At 67.6% G+C, this 26,231-nt stretch carries 22 protein-coding genes; 14 read left to right on the top strand and 8 right to left on the bottom strand.

Annotated features, from left to right (window positions below):
• Window position 1 precedes the first annotated feature (1 nt).
• From ABZ477_RS04285 to ABZ477_RS04250, 8 genes are all read left to right on the top strand, one after another.
• Window positions 2-1,033 (top strand): LacI family DNA-binding transcriptional regulator, encoded by a 1,032-nt coding sequence (locus tag ABZ477_RS04285; protein ID WP_360128392.1) that lies wholly within the window; start codon window positions 2-4, stop codon window positions 1,031-1,033.
• Between the two features lie 204 nt (window positions 1,034-1,237).
• On the top strand, window positions 1,238-2,569 hold the full coding sequence (locus ABZ477_RS04280) for an alpha-galactosidase (protein ID WP_360128389.1): 1,332 nt from the start codon (window positions 1,238-1,240) through the stop codon (window positions 2,567-2,569).
• The gene (locus ABZ477_RS04275; protein WP_360128386.1) at window positions 2,566-3,573 is read left to right on the top strand and encodes an ABC transporter permease subunit; all 1,008 of its coding nucleotides are present in this window, start codon (window positions 2,566-2,568) and stop codon (window positions 3,571-3,573) included. Before ABZ477_RS04280 ends, ABZ477_RS04275 begins: the two co-directional genes overlap by 4 nt.
• 14 nt (window positions 3,574-3,587) lie before the next feature.
• Window positions 3,588-4,556 carry a carbohydrate ABC transporter permease gene (locus ABZ477_RS04270; protein ID WP_360128383.1) on the top strand — a complete coding sequence of 323 codons (969 nt, stop codon included), beginning with the start codon at window positions 3,588-3,590 and terminating at the stop codon, window positions 4,554-4,556.
• 30 nt (window positions 4,557-4,586) lie between these two features.
• The gene (locus tag ABZ477_RS04265; protein ID WP_360128380.1) at window positions 4,587-6,335 is read left to right on the top strand and encodes an extracellular solute-binding protein; all 1,749 of its coding nucleotides are present in this window, start codon (window positions 4,587-4,589) and stop codon (window positions 6,333-6,335) included.
• 206 nt (window positions 6,336-6,541) lie between these two features.
• Complete coding sequence (locus ABZ477_RS04260) at window positions 6,542-7,516, top strand: ThuA domain-containing protein (protein WP_360128377.1); 975 nt, start codon at window positions 6,542-6,544, stop codon at window positions 7,514-7,516.
• A gap of 209 nt (window positions 7,517-7,725) precedes the next feature.
• On the top strand, window positions 7,726-8,433 hold the full coding sequence (locus tag ABZ477_RS04255; RefSeq protein WP_360128374.1) for an IclR family transcriptional regulator: 708 nt from the start codon (window positions 7,726-7,728) through the stop codon (window positions 8,431-8,433).
• Between the two features lie 3 nt (window positions 8,434-8,436).
• Window positions 8,437-9,183 carry an IclR family transcriptional regulator gene (locus ABZ477_RS04250; RefSeq protein ID WP_360128371.1) on the top strand — a complete coding sequence of 249 codons (747 nt, stop codon included), beginning with the start codon at window positions 8,437-8,439 and terminating at the stop codon, window positions 9,181-9,183.
• A 48-nt stretch (window positions 9,184-9,231) separates the two neighbouring features.
• On the opposite strand, the gene ABZ477_RS04245 is transcribed toward ABZ477_RS04250, so the two are convergent.
• The 3 genes from ABZ477_RS04245 to ABZ477_RS04235 are packed head-to-tail and all read right to left on the bottom strand — an operon-like array spanning window position 9,232 to window position 12,649.
• On the bottom strand, window positions 9,232-9,900 hold the full coding sequence (locus ABZ477_RS04245) for a TetR/AcrR family transcriptional regulator (RefSeq protein ID WP_360128368.1): 669 nt from the start codon (window positions 9,898-9,900) through the stop codon (window positions 9,232-9,234).
• A complete protein-coding gene (locus ABZ477_RS04240; protein WP_360128365.1) occupies window positions 9,897-10,802 on the bottom strand; it encodes a shikimate dehydrogenase in 906 nt (301 codons plus the stop codon). Before ABZ477_RS04240 ends, ABZ477_RS04245 begins: the two co-directional genes overlap by 4 nt.
• The gene (locus tag ABZ477_RS04235) at window positions 10,799-12,649 is read right to left on the bottom strand and encodes a TIM barrel protein (protein ID WP_360128362.1); all 1,851 of its coding nucleotides are present in this window, start codon (window positions 12,647-12,649) and stop codon (window positions 10,799-10,801) included. Before ABZ477_RS04235 ends, ABZ477_RS04240 begins: the two co-directional genes overlap by 4 nt.
• Before the next feature lie 136 nt (window positions 12,650-12,785).
• Here ABZ477_RS04235 and ABZ477_RS04230 point away from each other — a divergent pair, with 136 nt between their 5' ends.
• Both ABZ477_RS04230 and ABZ477_RS04225 read left to right on the top strand, forming a co-directional pair.
• Window positions 12,786-13,532, top strand: coding sequence for an IclR family transcriptional regulator (locus ABZ477_RS04230; protein ID WP_360128359.1), 747 nt, complete (start codon window positions 12,786-12,788; stop codon window positions 13,530-13,532).
• Window positions 13,533-13,535: 3 nt separating this feature from the next.
• Window positions 13,536-14,303, top strand: coding sequence for an IclR family transcriptional regulator (locus ABZ477_RS04225; RefSeq protein ID WP_360128356.1), 768 nt, complete (start codon window positions 13,536-13,538; stop codon window positions 14,301-14,303).
• A gap of 54 nt (window positions 14,304-14,357) precedes the next feature.
• Here ABZ477_RS04225 and dctP read toward each other — a convergent pair whose 3' ends face one another.
• Window positions 14,358-15,413: a TRAP transporter substrate-binding protein DctP gene (dctP, locus tag ABZ477_RS04220; RefSeq protein WP_360128352.1), complete on the bottom strand. Its 1,056-nt coding sequence runs from the start codon at window positions 15,411-15,413 to the stop codon at window positions 14,358-14,360.
• Between the two features lie 320 nt (window positions 15,414-15,733).
• Here dctP and ABZ477_RS04215 point away from each other — a divergent pair, with 320 nt between their 5' ends.
• Complete coding sequence (locus ABZ477_RS04215; protein ID WP_360128349.1) at window positions 15,734-16,849, top strand: Gfo/Idh/MocA family oxidoreductase; 1,116 nt, start codon at window positions 15,734-15,736, stop codon at window positions 16,847-16,849.
• Window positions 16,846-18,228 (top strand): FAD-dependent oxidoreductase, encoded by a 1,383-nt coding sequence (locus ABZ477_RS04210; protein WP_360128346.1) that lies wholly within the window; start codon window positions 16,846-16,848, stop codon window positions 18,226-18,228. Before ABZ477_RS04215 ends, ABZ477_RS04210 begins: the two co-directional genes overlap by 4 nt.
• A gap of 29 nt (window positions 18,229-18,257) precedes the next feature.
• Here the strand turns inward: ABZ477_RS04210 and ABZ477_RS04205 are convergent, their stop codons facing one another.
• The 4 genes from ABZ477_RS04205 to ABZ477_RS04190 form a co-directional block, all read right to left on the bottom strand.
• A complete protein-coding gene (locus tag ABZ477_RS04205) occupies window positions 18,258-18,707 on the bottom strand; it encodes a type II 3-dehydroquinate dehydratase (protein ID WP_360128343.1) in 450 nt (149 codons plus the stop codon).
• Between the two features lie 76 nt (window positions 18,708-18,783).
• A complete protein-coding gene (locus ABZ477_RS04200; protein WP_360128340.1) occupies window positions 18,784-20,064 on the bottom strand; it encodes a TRAP transporter large permease in 1,281 nt (426 codons plus the stop codon).
• 4 nt (window positions 20,065-20,068) lie between these two features.
• A complete protein-coding gene (locus ABZ477_RS04195; protein ID WP_360128337.1) occupies window positions 20,069-20,725 on the bottom strand; it encodes a TRAP transporter small permease in 657 nt (218 codons plus the stop codon).
• A gap of 203 nt (window positions 20,726-20,928) precedes the next feature.
• Entirely contained in the window at window positions 20,929-23,619 is a 2,691-nt protein-coding gene (locus ABZ477_RS04190; protein ID WP_360128334.1) for a PQQ-binding-like beta-propeller repeat protein, read from the bottom strand.
• Window positions 23,620-23,914: 295 nt separating this feature from the next.
• Between ABZ477_RS04190 and ABZ477_RS04185 the strand changes: the two genes are divergently transcribed.
• Both ABZ477_RS04185 and ABZ477_RS04180 read left to right on the top strand, forming a co-directional pair.
• Window positions 23,915-25,363: an aldehyde dehydrogenase family protein gene (locus ABZ477_RS04185; protein ID WP_360128331.1), complete on the top strand. Its 1,449-nt coding sequence runs from the start codon at window positions 23,915-23,917 to the stop codon at window positions 25,361-25,363.
• Entirely contained in the window at window positions 25,360-26,229 is an 870-nt protein-coding gene (locus ABZ477_RS04180; protein WP_360128328.1) for a citryl-CoA lyase, read from the top strand. The genes ABZ477_RS04185 and ABZ477_RS04180 overlap by 4 nt, the downstream gene beginning before the upstream one ends.
• Window positions 26,230-26,231 lie beyond the last annotated feature (2 nt).

The following is a 26,231-nucleotide window of genomic DNA, read 5'->3' as shown; positions in this document are numbered from 1 at the left end:
TGTGGCCAACGTGAACAAGCCCAAGGCGCCGAGCATGGTGGATGTCGCGCGCGAAGCCGGCGTCGGGCTCGTCACGGTGAGTCGTGTGCTCAACGAGCCCGGGGTCGTCCGGCCCGAGACGCAGCAGCGCGTCAACGACGCGATCGCGCGGCTCGGATACCGGCGTAATGACGTCGCGCGGGCGCTCAAGAGCGGGCGTTCGACGACAATCGGGGTGGTCATTGCGGGGTCGGAGCTGTTCGAGCTGCCGCGGATCCTCCGCGGTGTCGAGAGCGCGGCGCAGGAGGCGGGCTATTGGGTCAACATGGCCAGCTGGCAGGAGGGTTCGAGCGAGCAGCTTGTCAACGCGGTCGAGCGGCTCGCGAATCAGGCCGTCGAGGGCGTCGCGATCATCGCCGACCGCCCTGTGGCCGCCGCCGCGCTCGAGCAGATGGTGTCCCGCATCCCGATCACGGTCGTGATGTCGGGTGAGCTGGGCAACCCCTCGATCGGGTCGGTCGAGCTGGATCAGGAGCTCGGGGCACGACTCGCGACGGAGCATCTGCTCGAACTCGGGCACCGGCGCATCGTGCACTTCACCGGTCGCCTGAGCGCATACGACGCACGGGCTCGTCTCGCGGGCTGGCAGAAGACGATGCGCGCGGCAGGCATCGAGGACGCCCGGCACGCAGAGGGAGACTTCCTCGCGGCGAGCGGCTTCCGCCTCGCGCAAGAGATCCTGGATGCCGATCAGCGCCCCACCGCGATCTTCACCGGCAACGACCAGATGGCGATGGGCGTGCTCTCCGCCCTCGCCCAGCGGGGCGTCGCCGTGCCAGGCGAGATGTCGGTCGTGGGCTTCGACGACATCGCGGGATCGGAGTACCTCGTGCCGTCGCTGACGACGATCCGACAGGATTTCGTCGCCCTCGGACGCACCTCGGTCGAGATGCTCCTCGGCATGCTCGGGGGTGCATCGGCCGAGCATCGCTACATCGCTCCCACGCTCATCGCCCGGGCGAGCTCTGGCCCCCCGCGCGTCACGTCCGCATAGTCGGAACCCGATCTGGAACCGTCCGCGGATTCGTGCTTGACCAAATGGCAACGTTTCCATCATGATGAGTCAACGCCCGATCCACCCCGTCGCTCACCGTCGAGGAGACCCTGTGACCCACGCCGCCAGCCGCGCACACCGCGCGAGCCGCACTCGCACCGGGGCGGTCCGGGCATGACGCTCGCTGCCGCACACACTCCGCCCATGGGATGGAACAGCTGGGACTGCTACGGCACGACCGTGACCGAGGCCGAGGTGCTCGCCAACGCCGAGTTCATGGCAGAGCACCTGCTGCCCCACGGGTGGAACACCGTGGTCGTCGACATCGACTGGTCGGATCCCGCGGCCCGCTCGCACGGCTACAACAGCGACGCTCTCCTCCTCATCGACGAGTGGGGCAGGCTCATCCCCGACCCCGGACGATTCCCCAGCGCCGTGAACGGCGCGGGCTTCCGACCGCTCGCCGACGCCGTGCACGGACTCGGGCTGCGGTTCGGCATCCACACGATGCGCGGCATTCCGCGCCGCGCCCTCGAACTCGACGCACCCATCCGCGGAACCCGCTGGCGGGCCGCGGACGTCGCCGACCCCGCCAACGTGTGCGAGTGGAACCCCGACATGCTCGGCCTGCGCCACGACCACCCCGGCGCGCAGGCCTACTACGACTCGACGCTCGAGTTGTACGCCGAGTGGGGCGTCGACTTCCTCAAGTCTGACGACATGCTGTGGCCCTATCAGGTGGCCGACATCGCCGCCTACTCCCGGGCGATCGACGGCGTGGGCCGCGGCATCCAGCTGTCGCTCTCGCCCGGTCGCGATCTGTCGCTGGCACGCGTCGACGACCTGCGCGCGCACGCCACGATGTGGCGCATCTGCGACGACCTCTGGGACCGGTGGGAAGACGTCGAGGCGAACTTCGCACGCTTCGCCCGCTGGGCGCCCTTCGCGGGGCCCGCGGGCTGGCCGGACGGCGACATGCTTCCGCTCGGCCGAATCGGGCTCCGCGCCGAGCGCGGCGAAGCGCGTGACGACCTGCTGACGCCGGCCGAGCGGGTGAGCCTCATGACGCTCTGGGTCATCGCCCGCTCGCCACTCATGATCGGCGGCGATCTTCCCTCGTCCGACCCGGCGACCGTGGCGCTGTTCATGAACGCCGAGGTGCTCGAGGTCCTCAAGGGATCCACGGGCAATCGCGAGCTGTTCCGCGAGAACGGCGTCGTGATCTGGGCTGCACGAGGGACGGACGGCGTGCGGTACGCGGCGATCTTCAATCTGCGGGATGCCGCGGCCGACCTCGTGCTCGACGTTCAGAACCTCGATCTGGCGGTCGACAGCGCACTCGAGATCCGGGAGCTGTGGACGGGCGAGACGGTCTCGTCGACGGCGGTGTCGGTGCAGTCGGATGCCGCGCGCGGCGTCGTGCCGGGGAGCGACGCGATCACCCTCGCGCTTCCCGCGCACGGGGCAGCGCTCCTCCGGCAGGCTCCGCGCCCGCAGGAGCAGGATCGCGTAACGGACAGAGGGGTGTCGCGATGACGACGCAGGCCCAGTATCAGCTGGTCAATCAGGAAGCGGCGATGCGCAACCTGGAGAAGAACTCGCAGAAGCGGCGCGGCCGCCGGTCGCGGCTCAAGCCGGCGGGTTCGCGGACGTCGTTCCGGTTGTTCCTGTGCATCGTGCCGCTGCTGCTGCTGGCGTTCGTGTTCTCGTACCTGCCGCTGTACGGGTGGATCTACTCGCTGTACGACTACAAGCCCGCGCTGGGGCTCGAGGGCAGTGAGTTCGTCGGGCTGCAGTGGTTCGCGATGCTGGTGAACTCGCCGACGCAGATGGCGCAGATCGGGCAGGTGCTGCTGAACACCCTCGCGATCAGCTTCCTCGGGATCGCGACGTCGGTGCTGCCGCTGTTCTTCGCGATCTTCCTCAACGAGGTGCGCTCGAAGTGGTTCCGCTCCTCGGTGCAGACCCTCACGGCGCTGCCGAACTTCATCTCCTGGGTGCTGGTCTACGTGATCGCGTTCAGCCTGTTCTCCTCGTCCGGGCTCGTGAACGACGTGCTGATGGACGCGGGCCTGATCACCGCGCCGGTGAAGTTCCTGGACACCGACGAGAACGTGTGGATCACGATGACGCTCTGGTCGATCTGGAAGGGCCTGGGCTGGGGCGCGATCATCTACCTCGCCGCGATCGCCGGGATCGACCAGTCGCTGTACGAGTCGGCGCGGATCGACGGTGCGAACCGGTTCCAGCTGATGCGGCACATCACGCTGCCGCAGCTGATGCCGACCTACCTCGTGCTGCTGCTGCTGTCGATCGCGAACATCCTGAACAACGGGATGGAGCAGTACTACGTGTTCCAGAACGCGTTCAACAAGCAGTACATCCAGGTCCTCGACCTGTACGTCTACAACATCGGCATGACCGGCAACAGCCTGTCGATGGCCACCGCGATCGGGATGCTGAAGAGCCTCATCTCGGTCGCCCTGCTGCTGACCGTCAACGCGATCTCCAAGCGCGTGCGCGGCGAGTCGATCGTCTGAGAGGGGCCGAAGAGATGACCACGACCCAGGCCGACACCGCCACCCGCACCCTCACCGCCCCGGGCTCGCAGCCCGCCGCCCCGCGGCACGGGTTCTCGATCGCCGACGTCCTGTTCCGGGGCGCGAACTACGTGCTGTTCCTGCTGTTCGCCCTGATCTGCGCGTACCCGTTCTACTACCTGATCATCAACTCCGTCAGCGCGAACGACGTCTCCGCGCTCGGCGACGTCAGGCTGTTCCCGACCGGGTTCCACCTGTCCAACTACGCCCAGGTGTTCCAGCTGCCCGGCCTGCCGATGGCGACCGTGGTGAGCCTGGGCCGCACCATCATCGGCACCGTGCTCACGGTCGTCGCCTCGGCGTTCCTCGGGTTCATGTTCACCCAGACCCGCATGTGGGGACGCAAGTTCTGGTACCGGTTCCTGATCATCACGATGTACTTCTCGGCCGGCCTGATCCCGATCTTCATCATCATGAAGACCCTCGGCCTGACCAACAACTTCTGGGTCTACGTGCTCCCCTTCGTGGTCCAGCCGTTCAACGTCATCCTCGCCAAGACCTACGTCGAGTCCATGCCCCGCGAACTGCAGGAAGCCGCCGAGATGGACGGCGCGAACATCTTCCAGATCTTCTTCCGCGTCTACCTGCCGAACATGACCCCGATCCTCGCGACCATCGCGATCTTCAGCGCCGTGACGCAGTGGAACAGCTTCCAGGACACCCTGATCTACATCACCGACCAGTCGCTGTACACGCTGCAGTACCTGCTCTACATGTTCATCAACCAGGCATCCAGCCTCGCCCAAGCCGCCCAGAACGCCGGCGGAAACGTCGGGCAGATCGCGGGCCTCGCGACCGAACAGACCCCCACATCCATACGCATGACCGTGTCCGTCCTGGTCGTGCTGCCCATCATCTTCGTCTACCCCCTGTTCCAGCGCTTCTTCGTCAAGGGCATCATGCTCGGCGCCGTCAAGGGCTGAACCAACCCCCACCACCAAGAAAGGAAAGCAATGAAGCTCAAATCGCTCACAGCCCTGGCCGTTGCAGGCGTCCTGGCCGTCGGCTCGCTCACCGCGTGCACGCCCGGCGGCAGCACCGAGCAGGAGACCATCTCCGAGTTCCCCGAGAGCTGGGACGAAGAGATCACCGTCGACGTGTTCGCCAGCCTCGCCAACTACATGGGAATGCAGGAGGGGTGGTTTGCGAAGCTCGTGAAGGACAAGTTCAACATGAAGTTGAACATCATCGCTCCGAACGTCGCGGGCGGCGGCGACACCCTCTACAACACCCGGGTGGCCGCCGGCGACCTGGGCGATCTGATCCTCACCGACAAGGGCGAGAAGCTCACCGAGCTCATCGATGGGGGCCTCGTCCAGGACGTCGCGCCTTTCTATCCGGCGATGGAGAACCTCAACAAGTTCGACCTCGCCGTGCAGCACGTCTCTGAAGAGAAGGACGGCATGTACGGGCTGCCCACGCAGGTCTCGTCGATCCTCCCGTCCGAGCCGTCCGAGGGGCTCGACCCGACCTTCGGGCCGTTCCTTCGCTGGGACCTCTACAAGCAGCTCGGATACCCCGAAGTCGGCACCCTCGAAGACCTGATCCCCGTCCTCGCCGACATGCAGGCCGCACAGCCCACCGCCGACAACGGCGAGCCCGTGTATGCGCTGTCGCTGTTCAAGGACTGGGACGGCAACATGATGGTCATGGCGAAGCAGTTCGCCTGCTTCTACGGGTTCGACGAGCTCGGATTCGTGCTCGCCAAGGCCGACGGATCGGAGTACGAGAGCATCATCGACTCGGACTCGCACTACGTGCGCAGCCTGCGCTTCTACTACGAGGCCAACCAGCTCGGCCTGATCGACCCCGACTCGACGACCCAGAACTACGACACCCTCTACTCGAAGTTCCAGAACGGACAGGTGCTCTTCTCCTGGTGGCCCTGGCTCGGACAGGCCGCCTACAACACCGAGGCCAACATCGCGGCAGGCAAGGGCTTCATGATGGCGCCGCTCGAAGACCAACAGATCTTCTCCTACGGCGCCGAAGCCTACGGTGCGACCCAGACGTGGTCGATCGGATCGAAGGCGGAAGACCCCGAGCGAGTCGCGGCCTTCATCGACTGGCTCTACTCGCCCGAGGGCGCGTACAGCGGGGCCAACCAGACCTCGGGTGCCACCGGTCCCGAAGGACTCACCTGGGAGATCGGCGCCGACGGGCAGCCCGCGCTCACCGAGATCGGCCAGCAGGTCTTCCTCGAGGGTGACGCCGACGTTCCGGCCGAGTGGGGCGGCGGAAAGTACGTCGCAGGCTCGTCCGCGCTCAATACGACGACCGTGCTGCCCGCCGACGTCGACACTCAGACCGGGTTCCCGTACAGCTACAAGTTCTGGCCGTCGTACCAGAACCTCATCGAGAACCCCGTGATGGACGACTGGTCGGCCAAGATGGGAGGCGCGACGAGCACGATGGACTACCTCAAGACCAACGACCAGCTTCTCGTCGGTGCGGGTGCCGGGTACGTCGCTCCGTCGGACGACTCGCAGATCGAGACCCTGCGCAGCCAGGTCAAGGAGATCATCGTCCAGTACTCGTGGCAGCTCGTCTTCGCCGAGAATGACGCCCAGTTCGAGGCGCTCCTCGCCGAGATGCAGGAGAAGGCGAACGGCCTCGGCTACGAGCAGGTGCTCGAGGTCGACATGGCCAACGCGAAGGAGCAGAACGACGCCCGCATCGCCGTCGTCGCCGAGTTTGAATAGGTGCTAAAGAGCTGGAGGGCCCGCGATGATCGCGGGCCCTCCTGGCTTGCGGTCGGAGGATCCCCGATGCCTCTCACTCCGCTCCTCTGCTTACTGGGTGGAACGAGCTTTGCCGCGCGCTTTCTGTGACGCCTAGATTCGCACAAGCCCCGGGCCATTCGCCTCGCGAAGCCGCGGGACCTGCACGAACGATCAAAGGAGATCACATGAAATCGCTCATACGGTCCGGAGTCACTCTCGTCGCGGCAGCGGCCCTGGGCGCCGGCATGGTGATCGGTGGAGCTGCGCTCAGCACCGAGAAGGCGAACCCCAACGGGAACGGCCTCGGCGGTCAGCCGGCCACCGCGAGCCAGATCTATCTCGACGAGATCAAGGACTACGGCGTGTGCCGCGGGACCGACACGTCGTGCTATCACGAGTGGGGCAACGGATGGAAGGAGGGGGAGGCCAAGCGAATCCTCATCTGGAGCCGCACCGCTGGTCCGCGTCACGCGCACCTGGGCAGCGCCCTGGCTCCGGGCCTCAACCCGCCGCTCAACGCGAACAACGTCGCGCAGTCGACCCTCATCCAGTGGGCGGCCGAGCGGGGCATCCAGGCCGACTACACCGAGGACCTCGCACAGTTCCGGCTCAACAACTACCAGGCCGTCATCTTCCTCAGTTCCAACCGCGACACCCTCGACGACACCGCACAGACCGCTCTCATGCAGTACATCCGCGGCGGCGGCGGCTTCGTCGGCATCCACAACGCCTTCGGTGCCGAGTACAGCTGGACCTACTACGAGGGTCTTCTGGGTGGCGCGAACTTCTACAATCACGGCCCGAACCGTGACGGCACGGTGGAGACGATCAACGACCGCGACGTCTCGACCGCCGGCATGCCGGCGACGTGGCCCTTCAAGGACGAGTGGTACAACCTCATCCCGTACCCGAGCTTCGTCAACGTGCTGCTCGAGGTCGACAAGGCGACGAGCGAGGCCACCCCGGCGGGACACGGCGAATCGCACCCGGTCAGCTGGTGCCAGTACTACGACGGTGGGCGGTCGTGGCTGACGACGCTCGGTCACGACAACGCCGCATGGCTGGGCACGCTTCCCGGCGACGGTGACGCGTTCTTCAAGCAGCACGTCATGGAGGGCATCGAGAGCGCAATGGGCATCAAGCCGTTCTGCACGGTCTGATCGCCCGCCTAACCAACCCGAAAGGGAAGGGCCCGAGCACGCCGAGCCGGCGAGTTCGGGCCCTTTCCGCGACATGACGCAGCCTGGCGGATGCCCTCGTTCCACTCACTGGAACCCTTGCCGTATCGGGGGCGAACTTCCTTGCCGCCCCGCTGTGCCCACCGGATACTGCCAGTATGCGATCCGCTCTCAGAGACGAGCCGGTATCCGTGCTCGACAGGATCCTCGCCATCCTGGAGACCGTGCGCGAGTCGCACGGCTCGGCCACCATCACCCAGCTCAGCCTGGCCACAGGCATCCCCAAATCGAGCGTCTCCCGGCTGGTGGGCGACCTGGTCCGACAGCGCTACCTGACCCGTGCCGAGGGGGGCGTCACGATCGGTCTGCGGCTGTTCGAGCTGGGGGCACGGGCGACGACTCCTCGGCGTCTGACCGCTGCCGCGCTTCCCGTTCTCGCAGAGCTGTTCAACGCCACGGGCGAGCATCTCAACGTCGCAGTGCAGGAAGGGGGCGAGATGCTGTCGGTCATCTCCGTACGCGGGCGCCTGCGGCCCGTTCCCTCACGTGCGGGGGTGCGGGTTCCCTCGGTGACCACGGCCCTCGGAAAGGCCGTCCTGGCGTTCACAAGCGACGAGACGGTGCTCGACCCGGTCATGAAGCGGCTTGACCCTGCTGCGCGGCACAGGTTCGAGCGCGAACTGGCTAGCGTTCGCAGCGACGCGATCGCGGTCGACCACTGCGCGACCTTCCCGGGGGTGGTCGGGGTCGCGAGTCCCATCCTGTCTCCCGAACGCCTGCCCATCGCGGCCATCTCGGTTGCCGGCCCGGCATCGGATATGGACCCCTATCGAATGGCGCCACTCGTGCGCCATGCGGCGCTAACCATGACGAATCGACTCGCTCTGCAGGTCGCGTGATCGATGGTCGAGACCGGAACGGATGACGCGCTCGGCGTCCTCGACAGGATGACGCTGATCCTGGAGGCCTTCGGCGACGACGACAGGGGGCTCGGAATCTCGGAGCTCGCGGCGCGGGCCGGACTGCCGAAGTCCACCGTCTCGCGTCTCGTGTCGACCCTGGTGCGCCAGCGATATCTCGAGCGAGAGGGCAGGCGCTTCCAGCTGGGCCTTCGCCTCTTCGAGATGGGCCAGCTCGCGCAGGAGCCCCGTGAGCTGAGGCACGCCGCGCTGCCGGTGCTGACCAGCCTCCGGGCTCGGACTCACGAAAGCGTGCACCTCGCGATCCGCGATGGCGACGAGATGGTCTGCATCGCCGCAATGCGCGGGCGGCCGGAGTCGCCGTTGGTGGTCCGGACGGGTGGGCGCCTTCCGCTGCACGCCACGGCGCTCGGCAAGGCCGCGCTGGCTCACACGCTCGACAGCGACCTCGACGCGCTCGCGGCCGACGGCCTCGAGTCGTGGACGCCTGAGACGATGACGGATCTCGAACGGCTGGCGCGTCAGCTGGCCGGCATCCGAGCGGGTAAGCCGGCCGTGGCGACGCAGGAGCTTTTCACCGGGGTGTCGTGCGTCGCGAGTCCCATCTTCGCGGCCGCCGGGAGAGTCGTCGGCGCCGTCTCGGTCTCCGGGTGCGCGGCCGGGTTCGACGTCGATCGCCTGGCACCCGAGGTGCGCGCAGCGGCCCTCGCAGTCGCGCGGCGTCTCTGACGGCGGACCGGGACATCACACGCAGCCCGTCGGCGCGTGCGAGGCACGTCAGCGCGCGTCGATACCGCGAACCGTCATCGTCGCGACGATCATGTCTCCGATGAGACGGCGATGCCTGTCCTGCAGAGTCGGCTCGAGCATGTCGCGGTCGAAGATCGCCGCGAAGGTGTGCCGGTTCGCGACGTGGAAGCATGCGTAGGCGCTGATCATCATGTGGACGTCGATGGCGTCGATGTCGTCCCGGAAGATGCCGCCGTTCACGCCGCGCGCGATGACCTGCTCGAGGAGCGTGATCGCCGTGACGTTCTCGTTGAGGATCGTCTGCGACTGGCGCAGATGCTCGGCGCGATGGATGTTCTCGATGCTCACGAGCTGGATGAACGCCTGGTGCGTCGTGTGGTGGTCGTACGTCGCTTCGGCGATCTTGCGGAGTGCCTCGTCGGGCGAGAGTTCGTCCACGTCGACGCCGCGCTCGACGCGACGGATCTGAGCGTAGGCCAGTTCGAGGACGGCGAGGTAGAGGCCCTGCTTCGAGCCGAAGTAGTAGTAGATCATCCGCTTGGTCGTGCGTGTGCGCGCGGCGATCTCATCGACTCTTGCGCCCGTGTAGCCGTTCGCGGCGAACTCGTCGATCGCGACCTTGAGGATCTCGTCGTGCGTCCGTGCCGCCCGCTCGGTCATCTGGCCGTCGTGTGCATCGGTCAGTCGACCGCTCATGGCGAGCTCCTTCCACCGTCAACGGGCTCCTCTGCGGCGATGAGTGCACGGAAGTGGCGCTGCATCCGCTCGCCGTCGGGCGTCATGCCTGTGATGATGCGGAGACTAGCGCATGCCTGGCCGACGGCCATCCGGCCGCCATCCAGGACGGCGTGACCCGCTTGCGCGGCCCGACGGAGCAGTTCCGTCTCCAGAGGCCGGTAGACGACGTCCGACACCCAGGATCCATCGGCGAGGAGGACGGGGTCGAAAGCCATCCCGGGGTGGTGGAGCATCCCCAGTGGTGTCGCGTGCACGACGCCGTCCGCACGCGGGATGGTCGCGGCGAGTCCTTCGGGTCCGAGAGTCCCGATGGTCTGCGTCGGGAACAGAGTGCGCATGCGCTCGGCGAGGTCCTCGGCGCGCGCCGCATCGGAGTCCGACAGGTCGAGCCGCTGCGTGCCGTGCGTGAGCAGCGCATACGCGGTCGCGGCGCCGGCCCCGCCGCAGCCGATCTGCACGACGTGTTCGAATGACGCCCCGGGCAGCCCGGTGAGGAGTCCGTCGCGGAATCCCATCCAATCGGTGTTGTAGCCGACGAGGCGGTCGTCCTCGAAGACCACGAGGTTGACGGCTCCGAGGCGTGCGGCATCCGGGTCGAGATCGTCGACGAGGTCGACCACCAGCTGCTTGCACGGATGGGTGATGTTCAGGGCTGCGAAGCCCGTCTTGCGGGCTTCGTCGATGATCGCGCCGACGTGGCCGGCTGGTCGGCCGAGCTCGATCAGGTCGAGGATGCGGTACTCGTAGTCGAGACCAAGCTCGCGCGCCTCGGCCTCGTGCATCGGCGGGGTCAGAGACGCCGTGATCCCCTCGCCGATGAGTCCGACCAGGAAGGCCGGACGATCGACGTGCCGGGTCACGCGGGGACTCCCTGGTCCGCAGGGCGCAGATGCTGATACTGGGCAGCGAGCCGGACGGGGGCGTTCAGAGCGCCGTACCCCGAGTAGCCGTTCCGGCGCTCGACGACCTCGAGGAAGACGGTTCCGACCGGCGGTGTGTAGAAGTGCAGGAACTCCCCGGACTCGTCGCGGTCGTACATGACGTTGAGCTCTCGGATCTCGTCGAGCAGCGGAGCGTCGAGCGGAAAGCGCGCGGCGAGGTCGTCGTAGTAGTTCGCCGGGATCGCCAGCGGCGCGAAGCCGCGTTCGCGGGCTGATCGCGCGAGTGCGAGCACATCGGATGACGCGAACGCGACGTGCTGCGGCAGGATCGCGCCGGTCTCGCTCGAACCAGACGGCACGAGGTTCAGCGCGATCCTGACGATCCCGTCCGTGTCGCGGAGGACAAGACTCCGCACGAGTCCCACCGGAGCCGCGACCTCGATCGAAGGCTCGGAGTGAAGGTCGAGGACGGAGCGGAAGAAGAGGACGGCCGCGTCGAAGTGCTGCCATGGCTGTGCGAGGTTGACGTGGTCGACGCGGTCGATGAGGACGGGGTCGTGGCCCTCGGGGACGCCGAATTCGCTCACCCAACGGGGGACCGCTCCCCGCTCGGCGCCGAAGAACACCTCGGATCCGTCCGGAGCGCGGACGCCGACGAGGGGCTCGTCCGCGGCGTCCTGCGGTCGAGGCACCTCGGGGGCGAAGAGTGCCGTCGCGCGACGCAGCGCCGTGACGGGATCATCGACCGACAGCCCGATCCCCGCGACCGTGGGCTGCCGGTGCTCGGTGTCGGGCTCGCCGAGCACGAACCGGACATCGCCCTGCGACCAGAGCTCGACCGCCTTGCTCCTGTGCGGTCCGTGCGAGCGGAAGCCCAGTTGGCCGAGGAGAGTCCGCAGGTCGGCGAGCTCGGTCGTGCGCAGCTCGACGTAGTTGATGTCGGATACCGCCTCGGCGGTGGGGAGCGCAGAAGCGGACATGCGCGCCGCGCGTCCGCCGGCGGACGCGCCCAGCGCCTCAGCCGTCACGTGCTCGAGCCACCGCAGCGACCGACGCGCGTCGACAGCCGTCGGGCGCGGGTCCGTTTGACGGAATGTGTCGTTGAAGATCTCGAGTGAGACCGGCCCGTCGTACCCCGTGCGCACGAGGTGGGCCATGAAAGTGCCGAGGTCGAACCCGCCCTCGCCGGGGAAGAGGCGATGATGACGGCTCCACGAGAGCACGTCGAGGTTCAGCAGCGGGGCGTCGGCCATCTGCACGAAGAAGATCCTGTCCGCGGGGATCGTCTCGATCGCCTCCGGGCTGTGACCCTTCGACAGGATGTGGAAGCTGTCGAGGCACAGCCCGATCCGTGGGTGGTCGGCGATGCGCACGATGCGGGCCGCCGTCTCATAGCCGTCGACGAAGCGGCCCCACGCGAGCGCCTCGTAGGCGATGCGCACCCCGAAGCGATCGGACAGGTCGCCGAGCAGACGCAGCTGCGACGCCGCGAGCTGCTCGTCGCCGCTGCGCGCCGTCGCGACATTGCTGCACAGGAGCATCGTCTCGATCCCCAGGCGGTTCATGAGGGAGAATTTCGCTTCTGCCCGACGAAGGTTCATGTCGAGCACTTCGGGCCCGACGCCCTCGAAGTCCCGGAACGGCTGGTACAGGTCGAGCGACAGTCCCAGTTCGTCGGCGCGGGCGCGGATCGCTTCGGGTGCGAGCGGGGACGACACGAGGTCGGGCTCGAAGATCTCGACGCCGTCGAATCCCGCCTCGTGTGCGGCGACGAGCTTCTGATCAAGCGTGCCGCTCAGGCAGACGGTCGCGATCGATGTGCGCATGGCACCCTTCTGCGGTGCACCGGCGCTGGCGCCCGCGTGGCTCTGGAACAGCATTGCAGATCTATGTACTAACTAGTACGTTCGATTCCACGGAGGATCGATGACGATTCAACCCGTTGGGAGAGGATGCTCGATCATGAGTCTCGCCGAATGGAACACGGAGTCCCGTCCGCCGGTTTCGGTGCTCGATCGCATCATTGCGATCCTCGATGCCGTGAAGGAATCGGAAGCCCCGGTCTCGATCACCGAACTCGCGGCGACCACCGACATGCCGAAGTCCACCGTGTCGCGCCTCGTCGCCGAGCTGAGCGGGCAGCGCTACCTCGAGCGCACGGACGACGGGGTCCGACTGGGCCTTCGCCTGTTCGAGCTGGGCGCGCGGGCGAGTGTGCCCCGCCGGCTGCTGTCTGCCGCCGCGCCCGTGATCCGCAACCTGTGCGATGCCACAGGGGAGCGGGTGGGATTGTGGGTGCAGCAGGGCACCGACATGGTGTCCATCGCCGCCGTCGCCGGTCGGCTGCCCATGCTCCCGACCCGCGCGGGCATGCGGTCGCCGGCGCTCACGACGGCGAGCGGCAAGGCCTATCTGGCCTTCTGCGCCGACCCCAGCGTGCTCGACCGCGTGAGCGCGCCGCTGGTCGATGAGGCGGCTCACCACTTCCGCGACGAGCTCGCGCATGTGCGCGAGTCGGTGGTCGCGATCGATGAGGAAGTGTCGTACCCCGGCATCCTCGCTGTGGCGAGTCCTCTGCTGTCCATCGACCGGAAGGTGCTCGGCGCGATCTCGATCGCGGGCCCCGCGGGGGCCATGGACGCCGAGCGCGTCGCGCCCCTCGTGCGCGCGGCGGGCAACACTGTCAGCCGCCGCCTCGTGGCTGCGTGACGCATGCGCACCGCGAGTTGGACCGAGTCGGTCAGCGTGCTCGACCGGGTGACCGCCGTGTTCGACGCATTCGGCGAGCAGGACGACGGGCTCGGCGTCTCGGAGCTCGCCCGACGCGCGAACCTTCCGAAGTCGACCGTCTCGAGGATCGCTGCGGATCTCGTCGCCCAGCGACTTCTCGACCGAGACGGTGACAAGCTCTACCTCGGAGTGCGCCTCTTCGAGCTCGGGCAGACGGTGGAGCGGCCCCGCAGGCTCCGCCAGAGCGCCCTGCCCGTCATGACGGAGCTGCGCGACGTGACCCGCCAGACCGTTCACCTCGCAGTGCTCGAGGACGCCGACGTCATCTTCGTCGCAATAGTGAGAGGTGACCCCGGCTTCCGGCAGTCGGCGCGGATGGGCGGACGTCTTCCTGCACCTGCGACCGCGGTCGGCAAGGCACTTCTGGCGTTCTCGGCGCGAGACGTCGTCGACCGGGTCCTCTGCGGTCCACTCGAGGCCCGCACGGCGCACACCATCGTCGATGCGGTCGCGCTGCAGCGCGAGCTGGCCGACATCCGGCGGGTCGGATCGGCGATCGAGCGCGAGGAGTCCGCGATCGGGCGGGTCTGCGTCGCGAGTCCGGTCCTCGGCCATGGCGGCGCCCCCGTCGCGGCGATCTCGGTCTCGGGGGCAGCGGGCTCTTTCGCTCCGGAGCGAGCCGCGCCCGCCGTGCGCGCAGCCGCACTGGCGCTCGGCCACCGCTTGGCAGCCGATCGCGAGACGCCATAGACGCGGACGGGGTGGGTGCGCGAGCGCACCCACTCCGTCTTCTCGCAGCTGAGCTCAGCCGGCCATCTCGCGGATCGCCTGGTAAGCGGCGAGGTTCTCGCCCGTGTAGTGGTCCTCGAAGTACGCCTCCGCCTGGCTGATGAAGGCATCCATGTCGATGTCGTCGGTCTCGATCACCGTGAACGCGTCGTTGGCGCGGTACTCGTCGAGGATCTCCTCGGTCGCCTCTTCGACGCAGTCGCGGTTCTCGGGCCGGATCTCGTGGATCGTCTCCTCGAGCAGGGCGGCCTGCTCGTCGCTCATCTTCTCGTACGTCTTGTCGCTGACGAGGATCCAGTGGATGCCGACGTTGTGGTTGTTGAGGACAGCGGTGTTGAGCACCTCGTCGTAGCTGGACGAGTGGGTGGCCACGATCGGGTTCTCCTGGCCGACGGCGATGCCCTGCTGAAGCGCCGAGTACACCTCTTCGACGGCGACGGAGACGGGGTTCGTGACCCCCAGCGCAGCGGCGTTCGCGAGGAACTGCGGTGAGTTCGGGAAGCGGATCGGCACACCGGCGAGGTCGTCCGGGCTCGTGACCTCGATGTCCTTCGTCGTGAACGTGCGGTTTCCGAAGAACCACCCGTCGACGATGTTCACGCCCGTGCCCTCGTGGAACGCGGTGAAGAGATCCTCCGACCCTTCGTCGATCCAGTTGAACGCGTGGTCCACGTCGTCGAACGCGTAGGCCGCGTCGACGACGCCGATGGGCTCGAACGTGGCGCTCAGCGCCGACGCGCCCTGCAGGTCGATGTCGATGTCGCCGGCCTGCACCAGGGGGAACCGGTCGGCGTCGGGGCCGAGCTGGCTTGCGGGGAAGAGCTCGACCGTGAAGCCGATGTCGGCGGCCTCGAGCCGATCCTTCAGCAGTTCGACTCCGCAGTAGTAGTTCGGCGTCTCCTCGTTCTGGCTCGTGGCGACGCTGAGCGTGACGGGCTCATTTGTCGACGCCTCCTCGGTGCTCTCGCCTTCGGGGGTGCCGCCGCCGGCGCAGCCGGTGACGACGAGCGCGGTTGCTGCGAGCACCGCCGCGGCATACCGGCCGCGGCGCGTCGAGCGGGCTGTGCTCATTGGACTCTCCTCTGTTTGCGCACGTCTCTGTGCAAAAGGTCTGACGTGACATTCGATGGCCGGAGCGCGACGTCGGTCGAGAATGCTCCCGCGGGGCGAGATCCTCATCGACCACGCTGTCACGTTACGGCCCGGTGGCAGAGCCGACTCTTACCGAGTTCGAAGTGTTCTCAAAGCGATGTCCCGACGAATGGAACACGCCTTCGCGGGCGCGGCTCCGGCGCTCCTCGCCACTGAATGGAACGACTGCCGCGCGGTCATCCGCACTGTCATACGCTCGCCTCCGATCCACCGACCCGGCGGTGAGGCAGGGAGGCTCCATGACGGCACCCGAAAGTCGTCCGGTGCGGATCGCGGTCGTCGGCGCAGGCTTCATGGGACGCCAGCACATCGACTTCATCCGGGCATCTGCGGACGCCGAGCTGGCGGCGGTGGCCGACCCGGTCGCGCCCTCCGAGGCCTTCGAGTGCCCCGTCTTCGAAGAGACGGAGCGGATGCTGGCAGCCGGCCATATGGACGCCGTGATCATCGCGAATCCGAACGTGCTCCACGTCGATACGGCGATCGAATGCCTCGAGGCAGGACTCGCCGTGCTGCTCGAGAAGCCGATCGCTGTCGATTTCGCGGAGTCGCGGCGCCTCGTCGACGCTGTCGCGCGTCTGGGAGGCCGGCTGCTTGTCGGCCACCACCGGCGCCATCATCCTGCCGTCGCACGGGCGCTCACGGCGATCCGTGAGGGCGAGCTCGGGCAGCTCGTCGCAGTGAGCGGCGTGTGGTCGGCCAGGAAGGAGGACGCCTACTTCAGCGAGATCCCCTGGCACAGTCGCGCGGGGGCGGGGGTCATGCTCATCAACGTAGTCCACGACCTGGATCTGCTGCGTCATCTGTGCGGGGAAGTGGCGGAGATACAGGCGATGCGCAGCTCGCACGCGCGGGGCCTCGAGGTCGAGGACACCATGACGCTCAACCTGCGGTTCGAGAGCGGAGCCGTCGGAAGCTTCCTCGCCTCGGACGCGGGAGTCTCGCCCTGGGGCTGGGACCAGGCCACCGAAGAGACCCTCGCGTTCCCCTTCATCCCCGACGGCGTCGCCTACCAGTTGATGGGCACGCGGGGTGCGCTCTCGGTGCCGAACCTCGCGAAATACGCGTACGATCCTTCGATGCCCGGGGACTGGCACTCTCCGCTCTCGCGCACCTACCTGCCCGTTGCTCCGCGCGGCTCCTTCGCCGCTCAGCTCGAGCACTTCGTGGATGTCGCTCGAGGTGCCGCCGAGCCCCTGGTCTCGGCCGAGGACGCCTCCCGAACGCTGGCATTGGTGGAAGCCGGCGCACAGTCCGCCGAGCGGGGGACGACGGTCGACGTCGCACGATTCCGAGCGGAGCTGTCGACAGCCCGTGCGTCCTCCACGCGGCGCGACGAAGGGCGGGAGCGATGACGCGCCCTGAGGAACGTGACTTCGATGTCGTCGTCGTGGGCGGCGGCCTCGCCGGACTCGCGGCGACACACCGACTGGCGGTGCGCGGCCACCGCATCGCGCTGGTCGAGAAGCGCGACCGGCTCGGGGGCAGCTCGGCCATGAGCGGAGGGTGGTTCGCCCTGTCGGGCACTGACGCGCAACGGCGAGCGGGGGTCGAGGACTCCGCCGAACTCTTCCTCGCGGACATGGCTCGGACGGGAGGGGGCTTCGCCGATCCGCTCCTCCTTGAGGCTCTCGTCGAGCGGCAGGCGAGCGCGCTCGAGGCGATCGACAGCGCCGACGCCTGGGCGGAGGAGCTCAAGGTCAGCGCGGGAATGACCGTGCCGCGCGCGCATCTCGTCCGTATCGGCACACTCCTCGCTCACCTGGAGGCGGGCGCAGTGGCCGCCGGAGCCACGATCTTCCGTGGCGCCGGCGCGGAAGAGCTGATCGTCGATGAGGGGCGGGTGACCGGCATCCGCTCAACGGAGACGACCCTCTCGGCGAGTGCGGGCGTCATCCTCACCACCGGCGGATTCTCCCGCTCGCGGGAGCTGCTGGAGCTGTTCGTTCCCGATCAGGCCGCGGCGATGCCCTATGGGGGTGTCGGGAACACGGGAGACGGGCTCCGCATGGCGTGGATGCTCGGCGCGGGTATCGCCGACATCGGACACGTCTCGGGCACGTACGGCCAGCACGCCGAGACGACCGACGACGAGCACGAGCTTCTGACCGCGAACTATCTCGGAGCGATCCTCGTGAACACCCGCGGCGAGCGGTTCGCCGACGAGTCCGCCTCGTACAAGATCCTCGGAGCCGAGGTGCTCGGCCAGCCCGGGCGCACAGCCTTCCAGGTCTTCGACTCGGTCGTGCGCGGGCGGTCGCGACCCGGTGTGCCGCTGTCGGACATGGAGCGCATCGAGGAGCTCGGCCACATGGTGACGGCGCCGACGATCCCGGCGCTCGGCCGGGCGCTCGGAATGCCTCCCGGTGCGCTCGAGCGGACTGTCTCGCACTACAACGAGGCCGTCGCGCGCGGCGATGATCCTCTGGGACGCACGGGACTCGTCAACGGCGTCGGCACGCTGGTCCCGGTGGAGTCCGGTCCTTTCTACGCATATGCCGCCGTGACCGCCATGACCTCGACATTCGGCGGGCTCCGCGTCGCACCCGACACGTCGGTCCTCCGGGTCGACGGAACGCGCGTGCGAGGACTGCATGCCGCCGGCGAGGTCGTCGGCGGCTTCCACGGTGCGTCGTACATGACCGGGACCGCACTGACGAAGGCGCTCGTCTTCGGATTCGAGGCCGCCGAGGCCGTCGTGCGAGCCGACGCGCGCGGCCCTGGCCCTTCATAGTCGGTCGAGAATCACGGATGCCGCACCCCTCACCCCACTGTGTCGCTGAGGAGCCGGTCTGCGGCGCGGATGGCGAGCTCGTACCCGTGAGCGCCGGCGCCGGCGATGACGACTCGGGCGACCGTCGAGACGAGCGAGTTCCGGTGGACGGCATCGCGCGCGTGGATGTTGGTGAGGTGCACCTCGACGACGGGCGTCGACAGCATGTGCAGCGCGTCGAGCAGGGGCACCGAGGTGAAGCTGAAGCCCGCGGGATTGATGACGACCGTCGCCTGTTGGCGGAAGGCGTCGTGCACCCACTCGACGAGTTCGTGCTCTGCGTTGGATTGGGCGAAGAAGAGCTCGAATCCCAGGTCATCGGCGACGCGCTCGCATGCGGCCCGAATGTCGTCGAGGGTCGCTCTGCCGTAGACCTCCGGCTCACGAAGACCCAGCATGTCGAGATTCGATCCGTTGAGCACGAACAGCTTCTTGCTCACAGCGAGTCCTTTCGGAGGGTGCGGATGCCCGGTGTCACTGCGACGCTGCCGAGGGACACCGGGCATGGCACGGCGGTTACATCAGGCCCAGGAGCGTGGGCAGGAACGTGACGATGACGGGAAAGAGCGTCAGCAGCAGCAGAACCGTTCCCAACGGGATCAGGAACGGGAGGATGCCGCGGAACAGCTCGCCCATGGGCCGACGCGTGATCGATCCGACGACGAAGAGCACAGCTCCGACGGGTGGGGTCAGCGACCCGATCATGAGGTTGAGGATCATGATGACGCCCAGCTGCACTGGGTCGATCCCGAACTCGCCGATGATCGGCATGAGGATCGGCACGAGCACGAGGATCACGGGAGGCGCTTCGAGCGGGATCCCGAGCAGGATGAGCAGGACGTTCAGCAGGAGGAGGAAGACGATGGGGTTGTCGGTGATGCCCGTCAGCCATTCGCCGAGCGCTCGAGAGACCTGCTCGCGAGCCAGGACCTGCCCCATGAGGTTCGAGGCGCCGAGGATGAGCAGGATGCCGCCTGAGATGACGACCGTCTCCTTGGCCGACTTCCAGAACACCTTCCAGTTGAGGGTGCGGTAGATCACGCCCAGCAGGAGCATGTAGACCGCGGCGATGCCGGCGCTCTCCGTCGCCGTGAACAGCCCGCTGAAGATGCCGCCGAGGATGATCACCGGTAGCAGCGCAGGTCCGACGACCCGGACGGCGGCCTTGCCCAGCATCCCACCGTCGAAGGGCCGGCTCACGGCGATGTCGCGGTGGCGCAGGACCCAGACGAAGATGTACGCCGCGAGGCCGATCGCCATGAGCATCGCGGGGACGATCGAGCCCGCGAAGAGAGCACCGGTCGAGATCGACGCGGTCGCAGCGAAGAGGACGGCAGGGATGCTCGGCGGCATGATGGTGCTCATGAGCGAGCCCGACGCCGTCAGACCCGCAGAGAACCCGTAGGGGTAGCCCGCCTTGAGCATCTGCGGGATCTGCACCTTGCTCGTGGAGGCGGCGTCCGCGAGCGCCGAACCGCTGATCCAGGAGAACCCGATCGCGGTGCCGAGGTTGACGTAGGCGAGATTGCCGGGCAGGCGCGGCAGGAGCGCCCGTGCGAGGTCGTAGAGGCGGGTCGCGATGCCGAGGTTGTTCGCGATCGTGCCGACGAAGATGAACAGCGGAACGGCGAGCAGCGGGAAGCTGTTGATGCCGTTCACGATCGACGCGATCGCGTACCCCGCCGAGAGGCCGTGGCTGTAGAAGTACAGCATGCTCGACGCGATCATCGCGAACGCGACCGGGACGCGCAGGAACAGGAAGACGACGAACAGGAGGATGTAGAGCCAGAGATCCATGCGATCAGCCCTCCATCTCGCCGATGTCGAGCTTGCGCTCGGGGCGGTTGGCGTAGGGGATCTTGAACGACGAGTGGATCGCGGCCGACACGAAGCCGATGAGGGCGAAGATGTAGATCACGCCCAGCGGCACGTGCATCGCGGCGCTCAGGCGGCCCCACTCGGTCTCGATCTTGACGAACGCCTCATAGGCCAGTGCGAGGCTCGTGACCACCATGATCACGGCGGAGATGACGCGTAGGGCCACGAAGAGCCGGGAGCCCGCGAGCAGTTCATCGAAGATCTCGAGCACGATGTGCCCGTTGCGACCCACGAGGTAGCCGGTCGTGATGAAGGTGAGGGCGATCATCGAGAGCAGTGCGAGCTCGCCCGCGCCCACCCAGCTGACGGAAGGGAAGTACCGTCCGAGCACCTGGTACATCACGCCGAACACGATGAACGCGAACAGTGTGACGCCGATCGTGATCTCGATGGCCGAGAGGATCCGGATGACGACGGGGTCGGGCGGCAGTCCCTGGTTGAGCTTGGGCGCTGTGTAGAAGGTGTTCGTGTGCGGGTAGATCGAGGCTTCGAGGCCCGTCTCGCGCGGCTGCTCCGGAGCCTTCCCGGCGTCGGGGCCCGGCCCCTGCTCGGGATCGGGAAGGGATTCTTCATCGGTCATGTCGCCACCGCGGCGGTGTCTGGGTGCATTGTCAACCTCTCTGTTGATGCGTGGGAGTCTGCGCACGCGCATGCTGCCTCTGCGACTCTGGTCTGCGGGCGACTGCCTGCAAAGACGAGTTTCGCCGAATGGGACACCGGCCGTACGCAGCGGTCCGCCCCCGTCGCGAGCGACGGGGGCGGACCGGCGGATGACCCAGCCTGCTACTTCACGACGGTCACCGTCGCAGTGGACGAGAGCCGCTCCTGCACCCCCGCCGGGTTCAGGACGTCGACGCGCACCGTGAGGCTCACCTCTCCGGTCGGCACGTTGTTGTCGATGTCGGCGGCGTCGAACTGCACGATGACCTTGTTCTTGTTGGCCGTGACGTTCGTGGCCTGCACGGGGGTCGACGTCAGCGGCGCCACAAGCAGCGCGCCGCTGTCGTAGGTGTAGCCCTCGGGCAGTGCGAACTGCGCCGTGACCTTGCCGTTCACGCCGGTGAACAGGCCTGTGCCGGAACCCAGGCCGATCTTCCCTGGGGTGAATGTCACGGCGCCCGACTGGTCCTTCGGCGTGAGGTAGACCTCGATCTTCCCCGTGGGCCGCGGGTCGGTGCAGTCGTTGAAGAAGTACTCGCCGGCACGCGTGAACGTGTGCTCGTACGTCTGCCCTGGCTGCAGCCTGACGTTGAACTCGCCCTCGAAGAACTGCGTCGCGCAGTGCTCCTTGAGGTTCGGGAAGCTCGGGAACGTCTCCGCCCCGGGATTGCGGAACGTCACTGTCGTGCCGACGGGGACCCGGAGGTGCGTCGGCTGCATGCCGTTCTGCGATACGCTGTCGCGCGCCGCGGCGGTGTCTGCCGTGCGGCTGGACCGTGCGAGGAGCACGGTGTTGTCGACGGTCGAGCCTTCGACTGCTGTGCCTCCGACCGGACGGCGGATCGACAGCGGTGCCGTGTTCGGGCCCTCCTGGCTTCCCGACTCGGTCGTATACGTGCCGCCGAGCTTGAACGACCACAGGGAATCGCCGAGCGTGACGGATCCGCCGTAGGGGTTGGTCGACCCTGCCGCCAGGACGGCGACATACTGCTCGCCGTCGACCTCGTAGGTCACGGGAGCCGACGCGATGCCGTTGCCCGTCTGGAAGTCCCACAGCACGTCACCGTTCACGGCATCCATTCCCAGGAGCCGGCCGTCGATCTGCCCCACGAACAGCAGGTCGGTCGCAGTCGTGAGTGGGCCCTGGCCGTGCGACATGTCGGTGCCGATGTGGTTGCGCCATGCGACCTCGCCGGTCGAGGCGTCGTATGCCAGGATCCCGCCGGTCTGGTACTGGCCGATGGCGCGCAGCCCGTTGGCCGCGGCTCCGTCGTAGTGCGCGACCGGGTTGGTGCCGTACGGGAAGTAGACCAGGTTCGTGCTGTGGCTGTACGAGTTGTTCGACCAGTCGCCGCCGCCGTTCTGACTCGTCGTCGACAGGATTGGCAGTTCGTACTGAGGGTCGTACAGGCAGCCCTCGCGGTGACCCGACGAGCCCGCCGGGTAGGTGAGGAACGGCTCGTCGGCCGAGACGTAGCTGTTCGGGTTGAACACGAGGTCGCCTTCGGCATCCGCTTGATACCCGTTGTAGTTCGGCACGCCGCGCCACGGGTCGCCGGGGACGTTGTCGGCGTCCAGCTTCTGCCACACGACGCAGTCCGGAAGGAGCCGGGTCTCGGGCCACGGCTGCGTCGCGGTGTTGTGCTGGCGCGAGTCCGTGATCATCGGCTTCTCAGTCACGGGAAGCACGGGCTTGCCGTCCGTGCGGTCGACCACGAACTGGTGACCCGACTTGCTGCCGTAGAAGACGACCTTGCGCTCCTCGCCCCCGACCTCGATGTCGGCCAGCGTCGGCGGGTGCACGTTGTCCATGTCCCACACGTCGTGGTGGATCGACTGGTAGTGCCACTTGAATGCGCCCGTCTTGGCGTCTACGGCGACGAGCGTGTCGGAGAACAGGTTGTCCCCGGGACGACCGGAGGCGTTCTGTGACGACGTGCAGCTGCGTGCATTGCCGAAGGTCATGATGTAGTACCCCTGCTCGGGATCGACGGAGCCGTGCATCCAGGACGTCGCGCCGCCCTCTTCGGCGCAGTCCGTGCCGTCGGCCTGTACAGGACCCCAGGTTTCCGACGCATCGAAGGTGACGCCGTCGAGGCCGGTGAACAGCTCGCCGCGCTTGGGCCCGCCGAAGAAGTGCCACAGGTAGTGGCCGTCCGCCGCGTCGAGCGCGACGACCGCACCGCGGTCGCCGTCTGCCGCGTGGGCGTACACGACGCCGTCGTAGTACACGGTCGCGACCTTGCCGACGCGACCGAGGTCCTCTCCGTTCGCACCCTTGGGCTGCACCGCCCAGAGCTCCTGCCCTGTGCTCTGGTCGAGCGCGACGACGCGATTGCCGCCGGCCAGTGTGTAGATCCGGCCCTCGCCGGCCGAGACGCCGCGACGGGTGGACGACGTTCCGTACGCGGGCTTGTCCCACTTCCAGATCGCCTCGCCCGTCACGCCGTCGACGGCGATGACGCCGCCGCTCGGGGTATCGACGTAGATGACGCCGTCGACGACGATCGGCGTCGTCTGCTGACCGACGTTGCTCGACGCGGGCGCGACCGCCGAAAGGTGCGTCCGCCATGCGGGGGCGAGCTGCTGCAGGTTCTCCTTTGTGATCTGGCTGAGCCCCGAGTAGTGCTGGTTGCCGAGGTTGCCGCCCACGGTGGGGGAGTCGGCGCCCGTCGGCTCGACGCCGGTCAGGCCCGCGGCGGTGGACGGTTCGGCGGGCATGTTCAGCCCGTACGCGGGCGAGGCGGCGAGTGAGAGCACGAAGAGCGCCCCGATCCCCGCCGCTCCCCACCTCGTGGTGAGTCGTTTTCGCATCCCTGTCTGCTCCTTGATCATCGTCGATCCGATGGCGGTGCACGCGGCGCAGCCATCCTGTAGGGGGTGCCGACCGGGTGCCCGGCGCGGGCCTCGGTCAGCGCTCGGACGCTATCCCCGCTCTGCGAGGCCGGGCAACAGAGCGATCCACCGAGTGGTACAGCGGGGCTTCCGAGGGTCTCGCCGAGGCCTCATCGGGGTCGCGCTTCTGCCCAGTGGAACAGGCTTTGTCGCGCCCGGCGGCGCGTGCCTACCATTTCGGCGGACGGCACAGATGCCCACGGACGGAGTTGTCATGGCTGCTTCAGCGCCCAGATCCCTCTCACCCGAGCAGGAACAAGAGCTCGACGAGGTGTTCGCCCGCGCCCGGGCCGCCCTCGCGATCATCGAGACGTACGACCAGGAGCGGGTGGACCGCCTCATCCGGGCCGTCGCCTGGGCGGTCGCGAACCGCTCATCCTTCCACCGACTGGTGGAGATGGGCATCGAGGAGTCCGGCCTCGGAGACTTCGACAGCCGCATGAACAAGCGGATGAAGATCCGCGGCGTGCTCCGCGACGCCCTGCGCAGTCCTTCCGTCGGCATCATCGAGGAAGACGTCGAGAAGGGCCTGGTCAAGTACGGCAAGCCCGTCGGCGTGATCGGGTGCGTCGTCCCCACGACGAACCCCGACCTGACGCCCGCAGGCAATGCGATCTACGCGATCAAGGCCCGGAACGTCGTGGTCTTCTCGCCGCACCCTCGGTCCAGGCGCACGACGCTCGAGACCGTCCGGCTCATGCGGGAGGCGCTCGCGGCCGAGGGGGCGCCGGGCGACATCCTGCAGTGCGTCACACTCCCGAGCCTCGCGGTGTCGCAGGAGATCATGAGCCGCTCCGATCTCGTCATCGCGACCGGCGGGCAGGGGCTCGTGCGCGCCGCGTACAGCTCCGGCACACCCGCCTACGGCGTCGGCGCCGGCAACGCCACTGAGTTCGTCGACGAGACGGCGGACCTGCAGGAGACTGCACGCAACTGCATGCTCTCCAAGACCTCCGACTTCGGCTCGGGGTGCTCCGCCGACGGCAACGTCCTGGTTCCGGCATCCCGGTATCGCGACATGCTCGACGCGCTGCAGGCCGAGGGCGGCCATCTCGCGACTGCCGAGCAGCGCGCGGCACTCCAGGCTGTGATGTGGGATGCCGAGGGTCACCGCCTCGCGGACACCGTGGCGGTGTCGCCCCAGGCACTCGCTGCGGCCGCGGGATTCGACATCCCGTCGGACCGCCGATTCATCCTCGTCGAAGGCGACGGGATCGCCGAGGACAGGCAGTTCTGCAAGGAGAAGCTCACAACGCTCATGGCCGTGCACGCCTACGACGGCACGTTCGAAGACGGCGTCGAACTCGCCAAGCGCCTCTACGACATCGGCGGCAAGGGGCACTCGTGCGGCATCGCGTCGACCGACGACGCGCACATCGACTATTTCGCGCGCCACATGCCGGTCTCGCGCATCATGGTGCGCCAGCCGAACTCCAAGGCGAACGCAGGCTCGTTCACGAACGGGATGCCGATGACTTCGTCGATGGGATGCGGCACGTGGGGCGGCAACATCACGTCCGAGAACGTCTCGCTCAAGCACTACCTCAACACGACGTGGGTCTCCAGAGCGATCGCCGAGGACCGGCCGTCCGACGAAGAGCTCTTCGGGGACTTCTACGACGCATCGCTCGAGTCGGATGCCGCGCTGACGGCCGCGCCATGAGCGGCGACGGCGGGGCAGAAGCCGTGGAAGAGGATGCCGCGGCCGTCCTCCAAGACGCTCGCCAGTGGTGGCACACCGACATCATCGATGTGCGACCGGGCGAGATCGCGCTGCACGGCTATCCCATCGAGGGGCTCATCGGAACGGTCGGATTCGTCGACACGATCTGGCTGATGCTGCGCGGGGAGCTGCCCTCGACGGCACAGGCCGCGCTCTTGGAGGCTGCGCTCGTGGCATCGGTCGATCACGGGCCCCAGGCGCCCTCGATCGCGATCGCCCGCATGGCGACGACATGCGGGGTGCCCGTGAACGGCGCGATGGCGTCAGCGATCAACGTGCTGGACGACATCCACGGCGGCCCGGGTGAGCAGTGCATGGAACTGTATTTCGACATCCAGCGCGAATGGGATCGGGGTGGCGATCTCGGCAGTGCTGTCGCAGCCGTTCTGCACCGTCAGCGGGAAGGGGGCGTGCGCTACTTCCCGGGGTTCGGCCACCGATTCCATCCGCTCGACCCCCGGACGCCGCGGCTGCTCGCGCTCGTCGACGAAGCCACCGCGCGAGGTGAGGTCGGCGGCCGCTTCGCGGCCATCGGACGCGCCGTCGAGGACGCGATCAGCGACGGCAGAAGCACGCGGATCCCGATGAACGTCGACGGCGTCACGGCGATCATCTACTGCGAGCTCGGCTTCACGCCGGTGCTGGGCCGGGGCGTGTTCATCCTTGCGCGCTCCGTGGGGATCCTCGCCCACGCCGTCGAGCAGATCACGCAGGGGGGCCGCATCAAAGGCCCCGTGCCGAAGACCATCGGCTACACATACACAGGTCCGGCGCGCCGACCCGTTCCGAACGAGCGCGACAAATGAAG

This window comes from Microbacterium sp. NPDC019599, assembly GCF_040632175.1.
Taxonomy (GTDB): domain Bacteria; phylum Actinomycetota; class Actinomycetes; order Actinomycetales; family Microbacteriaceae; genus Microbacterium.
The sequence above is the reverse complement of the archived record's forward strand: the minus strand, read 5'-3'. Positions and strand labels throughout refer to the sequence as shown.

What these genes read in the sequence shown, in the direction of transcription:
- ABZ477_RS04280 (WP_360128389.1), top strand. Translation starts at nt 1,238, where the DNA reads ATGGGATGGAACAGCTGGGACTGCTACGGCACGACCGTGACCGAGGCC.
- ABZ477_RS04275 (WP_360128386.1), top strand. Translation starts at nt 2,566, where the DNA reads ATGACGACGCAGGCCCAGTATCAGCTGGTCAATCAGGAAGCGGCGATG.
- ABZ477_RS04270 (WP_360128383.1), top strand. Translation starts at nt 3,588, where the DNA reads ATGACCACGACCCAGGCCGACACCGCCACCCGCACCCTCACCGCCCCG.
- ABZ477_RS04265 (WP_360128380.1), top strand. Translation starts at nt 4,587, where the DNA reads ATGAAGCTCAAATCGCTCACAGCCCTGGCCGTTGCAGGCGTCCTGGCC.
- ABZ477_RS04260 (WP_360128377.1), top strand. Translation starts at nt 6,542, where the DNA reads ATGAAATCGCTCATACGGTCCGGAGTCACTCTCGTCGCGGCAGCGGCC.
- ABZ477_RS04250 (WP_360128371.1), top strand. Translation starts at nt 8,437, where the DNA reads ATGGTCGAGACCGGAACGGATGACGCGCTCGGCGTCCTCGACAGGATG.
- ABZ477_RS04245 (WP_360128368.1), bottom strand. Translation starts at nt 9,900, where the DNA reads ATGAGCGGTCGACTGACCGATGCACACGACGGCCAGATGACCGAGCGG.
- ABZ477_RS04235 (WP_360128362.1), bottom strand. Translation starts at nt 12,649, where the DNA reads ATGCGCACATCGATCGCGACCGTCTGCCTGAGCGGCACGCTTGATCAG.
- ABZ477_RS04230 (WP_360128359.1), top strand. Translation starts at nt 12,786, where the DNA reads ATGAGTCTCGCCGAATGGAACACGGAGTCCCGTCCGCCGGTTTCGGTG.
- ABZ477_RS04225 (WP_360128356.1), top strand. Translation starts at nt 13,536, where the DNA reads ATGCGCACCGCGAGTTGGACCGAGTCGGTCAGCGTGCTCGACCGGGTG.
- dctP (WP_360128352.1), bottom strand. Translation starts at nt 15,413, where the DNA reads ATGAGCACAGCCCGCTCGACGCGCCGCGGCCGGTATGCCGCGGCGGTG.
- ABZ477_RS04215 (WP_360128349.1), top strand. Translation starts at nt 15,734, where the DNA reads ATGACGGCACCCGAAAGTCGTCCGGTGCGGATCGCGGTCGTCGGCGCA.
- ABZ477_RS04210 (WP_360128346.1), top strand. Translation starts at nt 16,846, where the DNA reads ATGACGCGCCCTGAGGAACGTGACTTCGATGTCGTCGTCGTGGGCGGC.
- ABZ477_RS04200 (WP_360128340.1), bottom strand. Translation starts at nt 20,064, where the DNA reads ATGGATCTCTGGCTCTACATCCTCCTGTTCGTCGTCTTCCTGTTCCTG.
- ABZ477_RS04195 (WP_360128337.1), bottom strand. Translation starts at nt 20,725, where the DNA reads ATGACCGATGAAGAATCCCTTCCCGATCCCGAGCAGGGGCCGGGCCCC.
- ABZ477_RS04190 (WP_360128334.1), bottom strand. Translation starts at nt 23,619, where the DNA reads ATGCGAAAACGACTCACCACGAGGTGGGGAGCGGCGGGGATCGGGGCG.
- ABZ477_RS04185 (WP_360128331.1), top strand. Translation starts at nt 23,915, where the DNA reads ATGGCTGCTTCAGCGCCCAGATCCCTCTCACCCGAGCAGGAACAAGAG.
- ABZ477_RS04180 (WP_360128328.1), top strand. Translation starts at nt 25,360, where the DNA reads ATGAGCGGCGACGGCGGGGCAGAAGCCGTGGAAGAGGATGCCGCGGCC.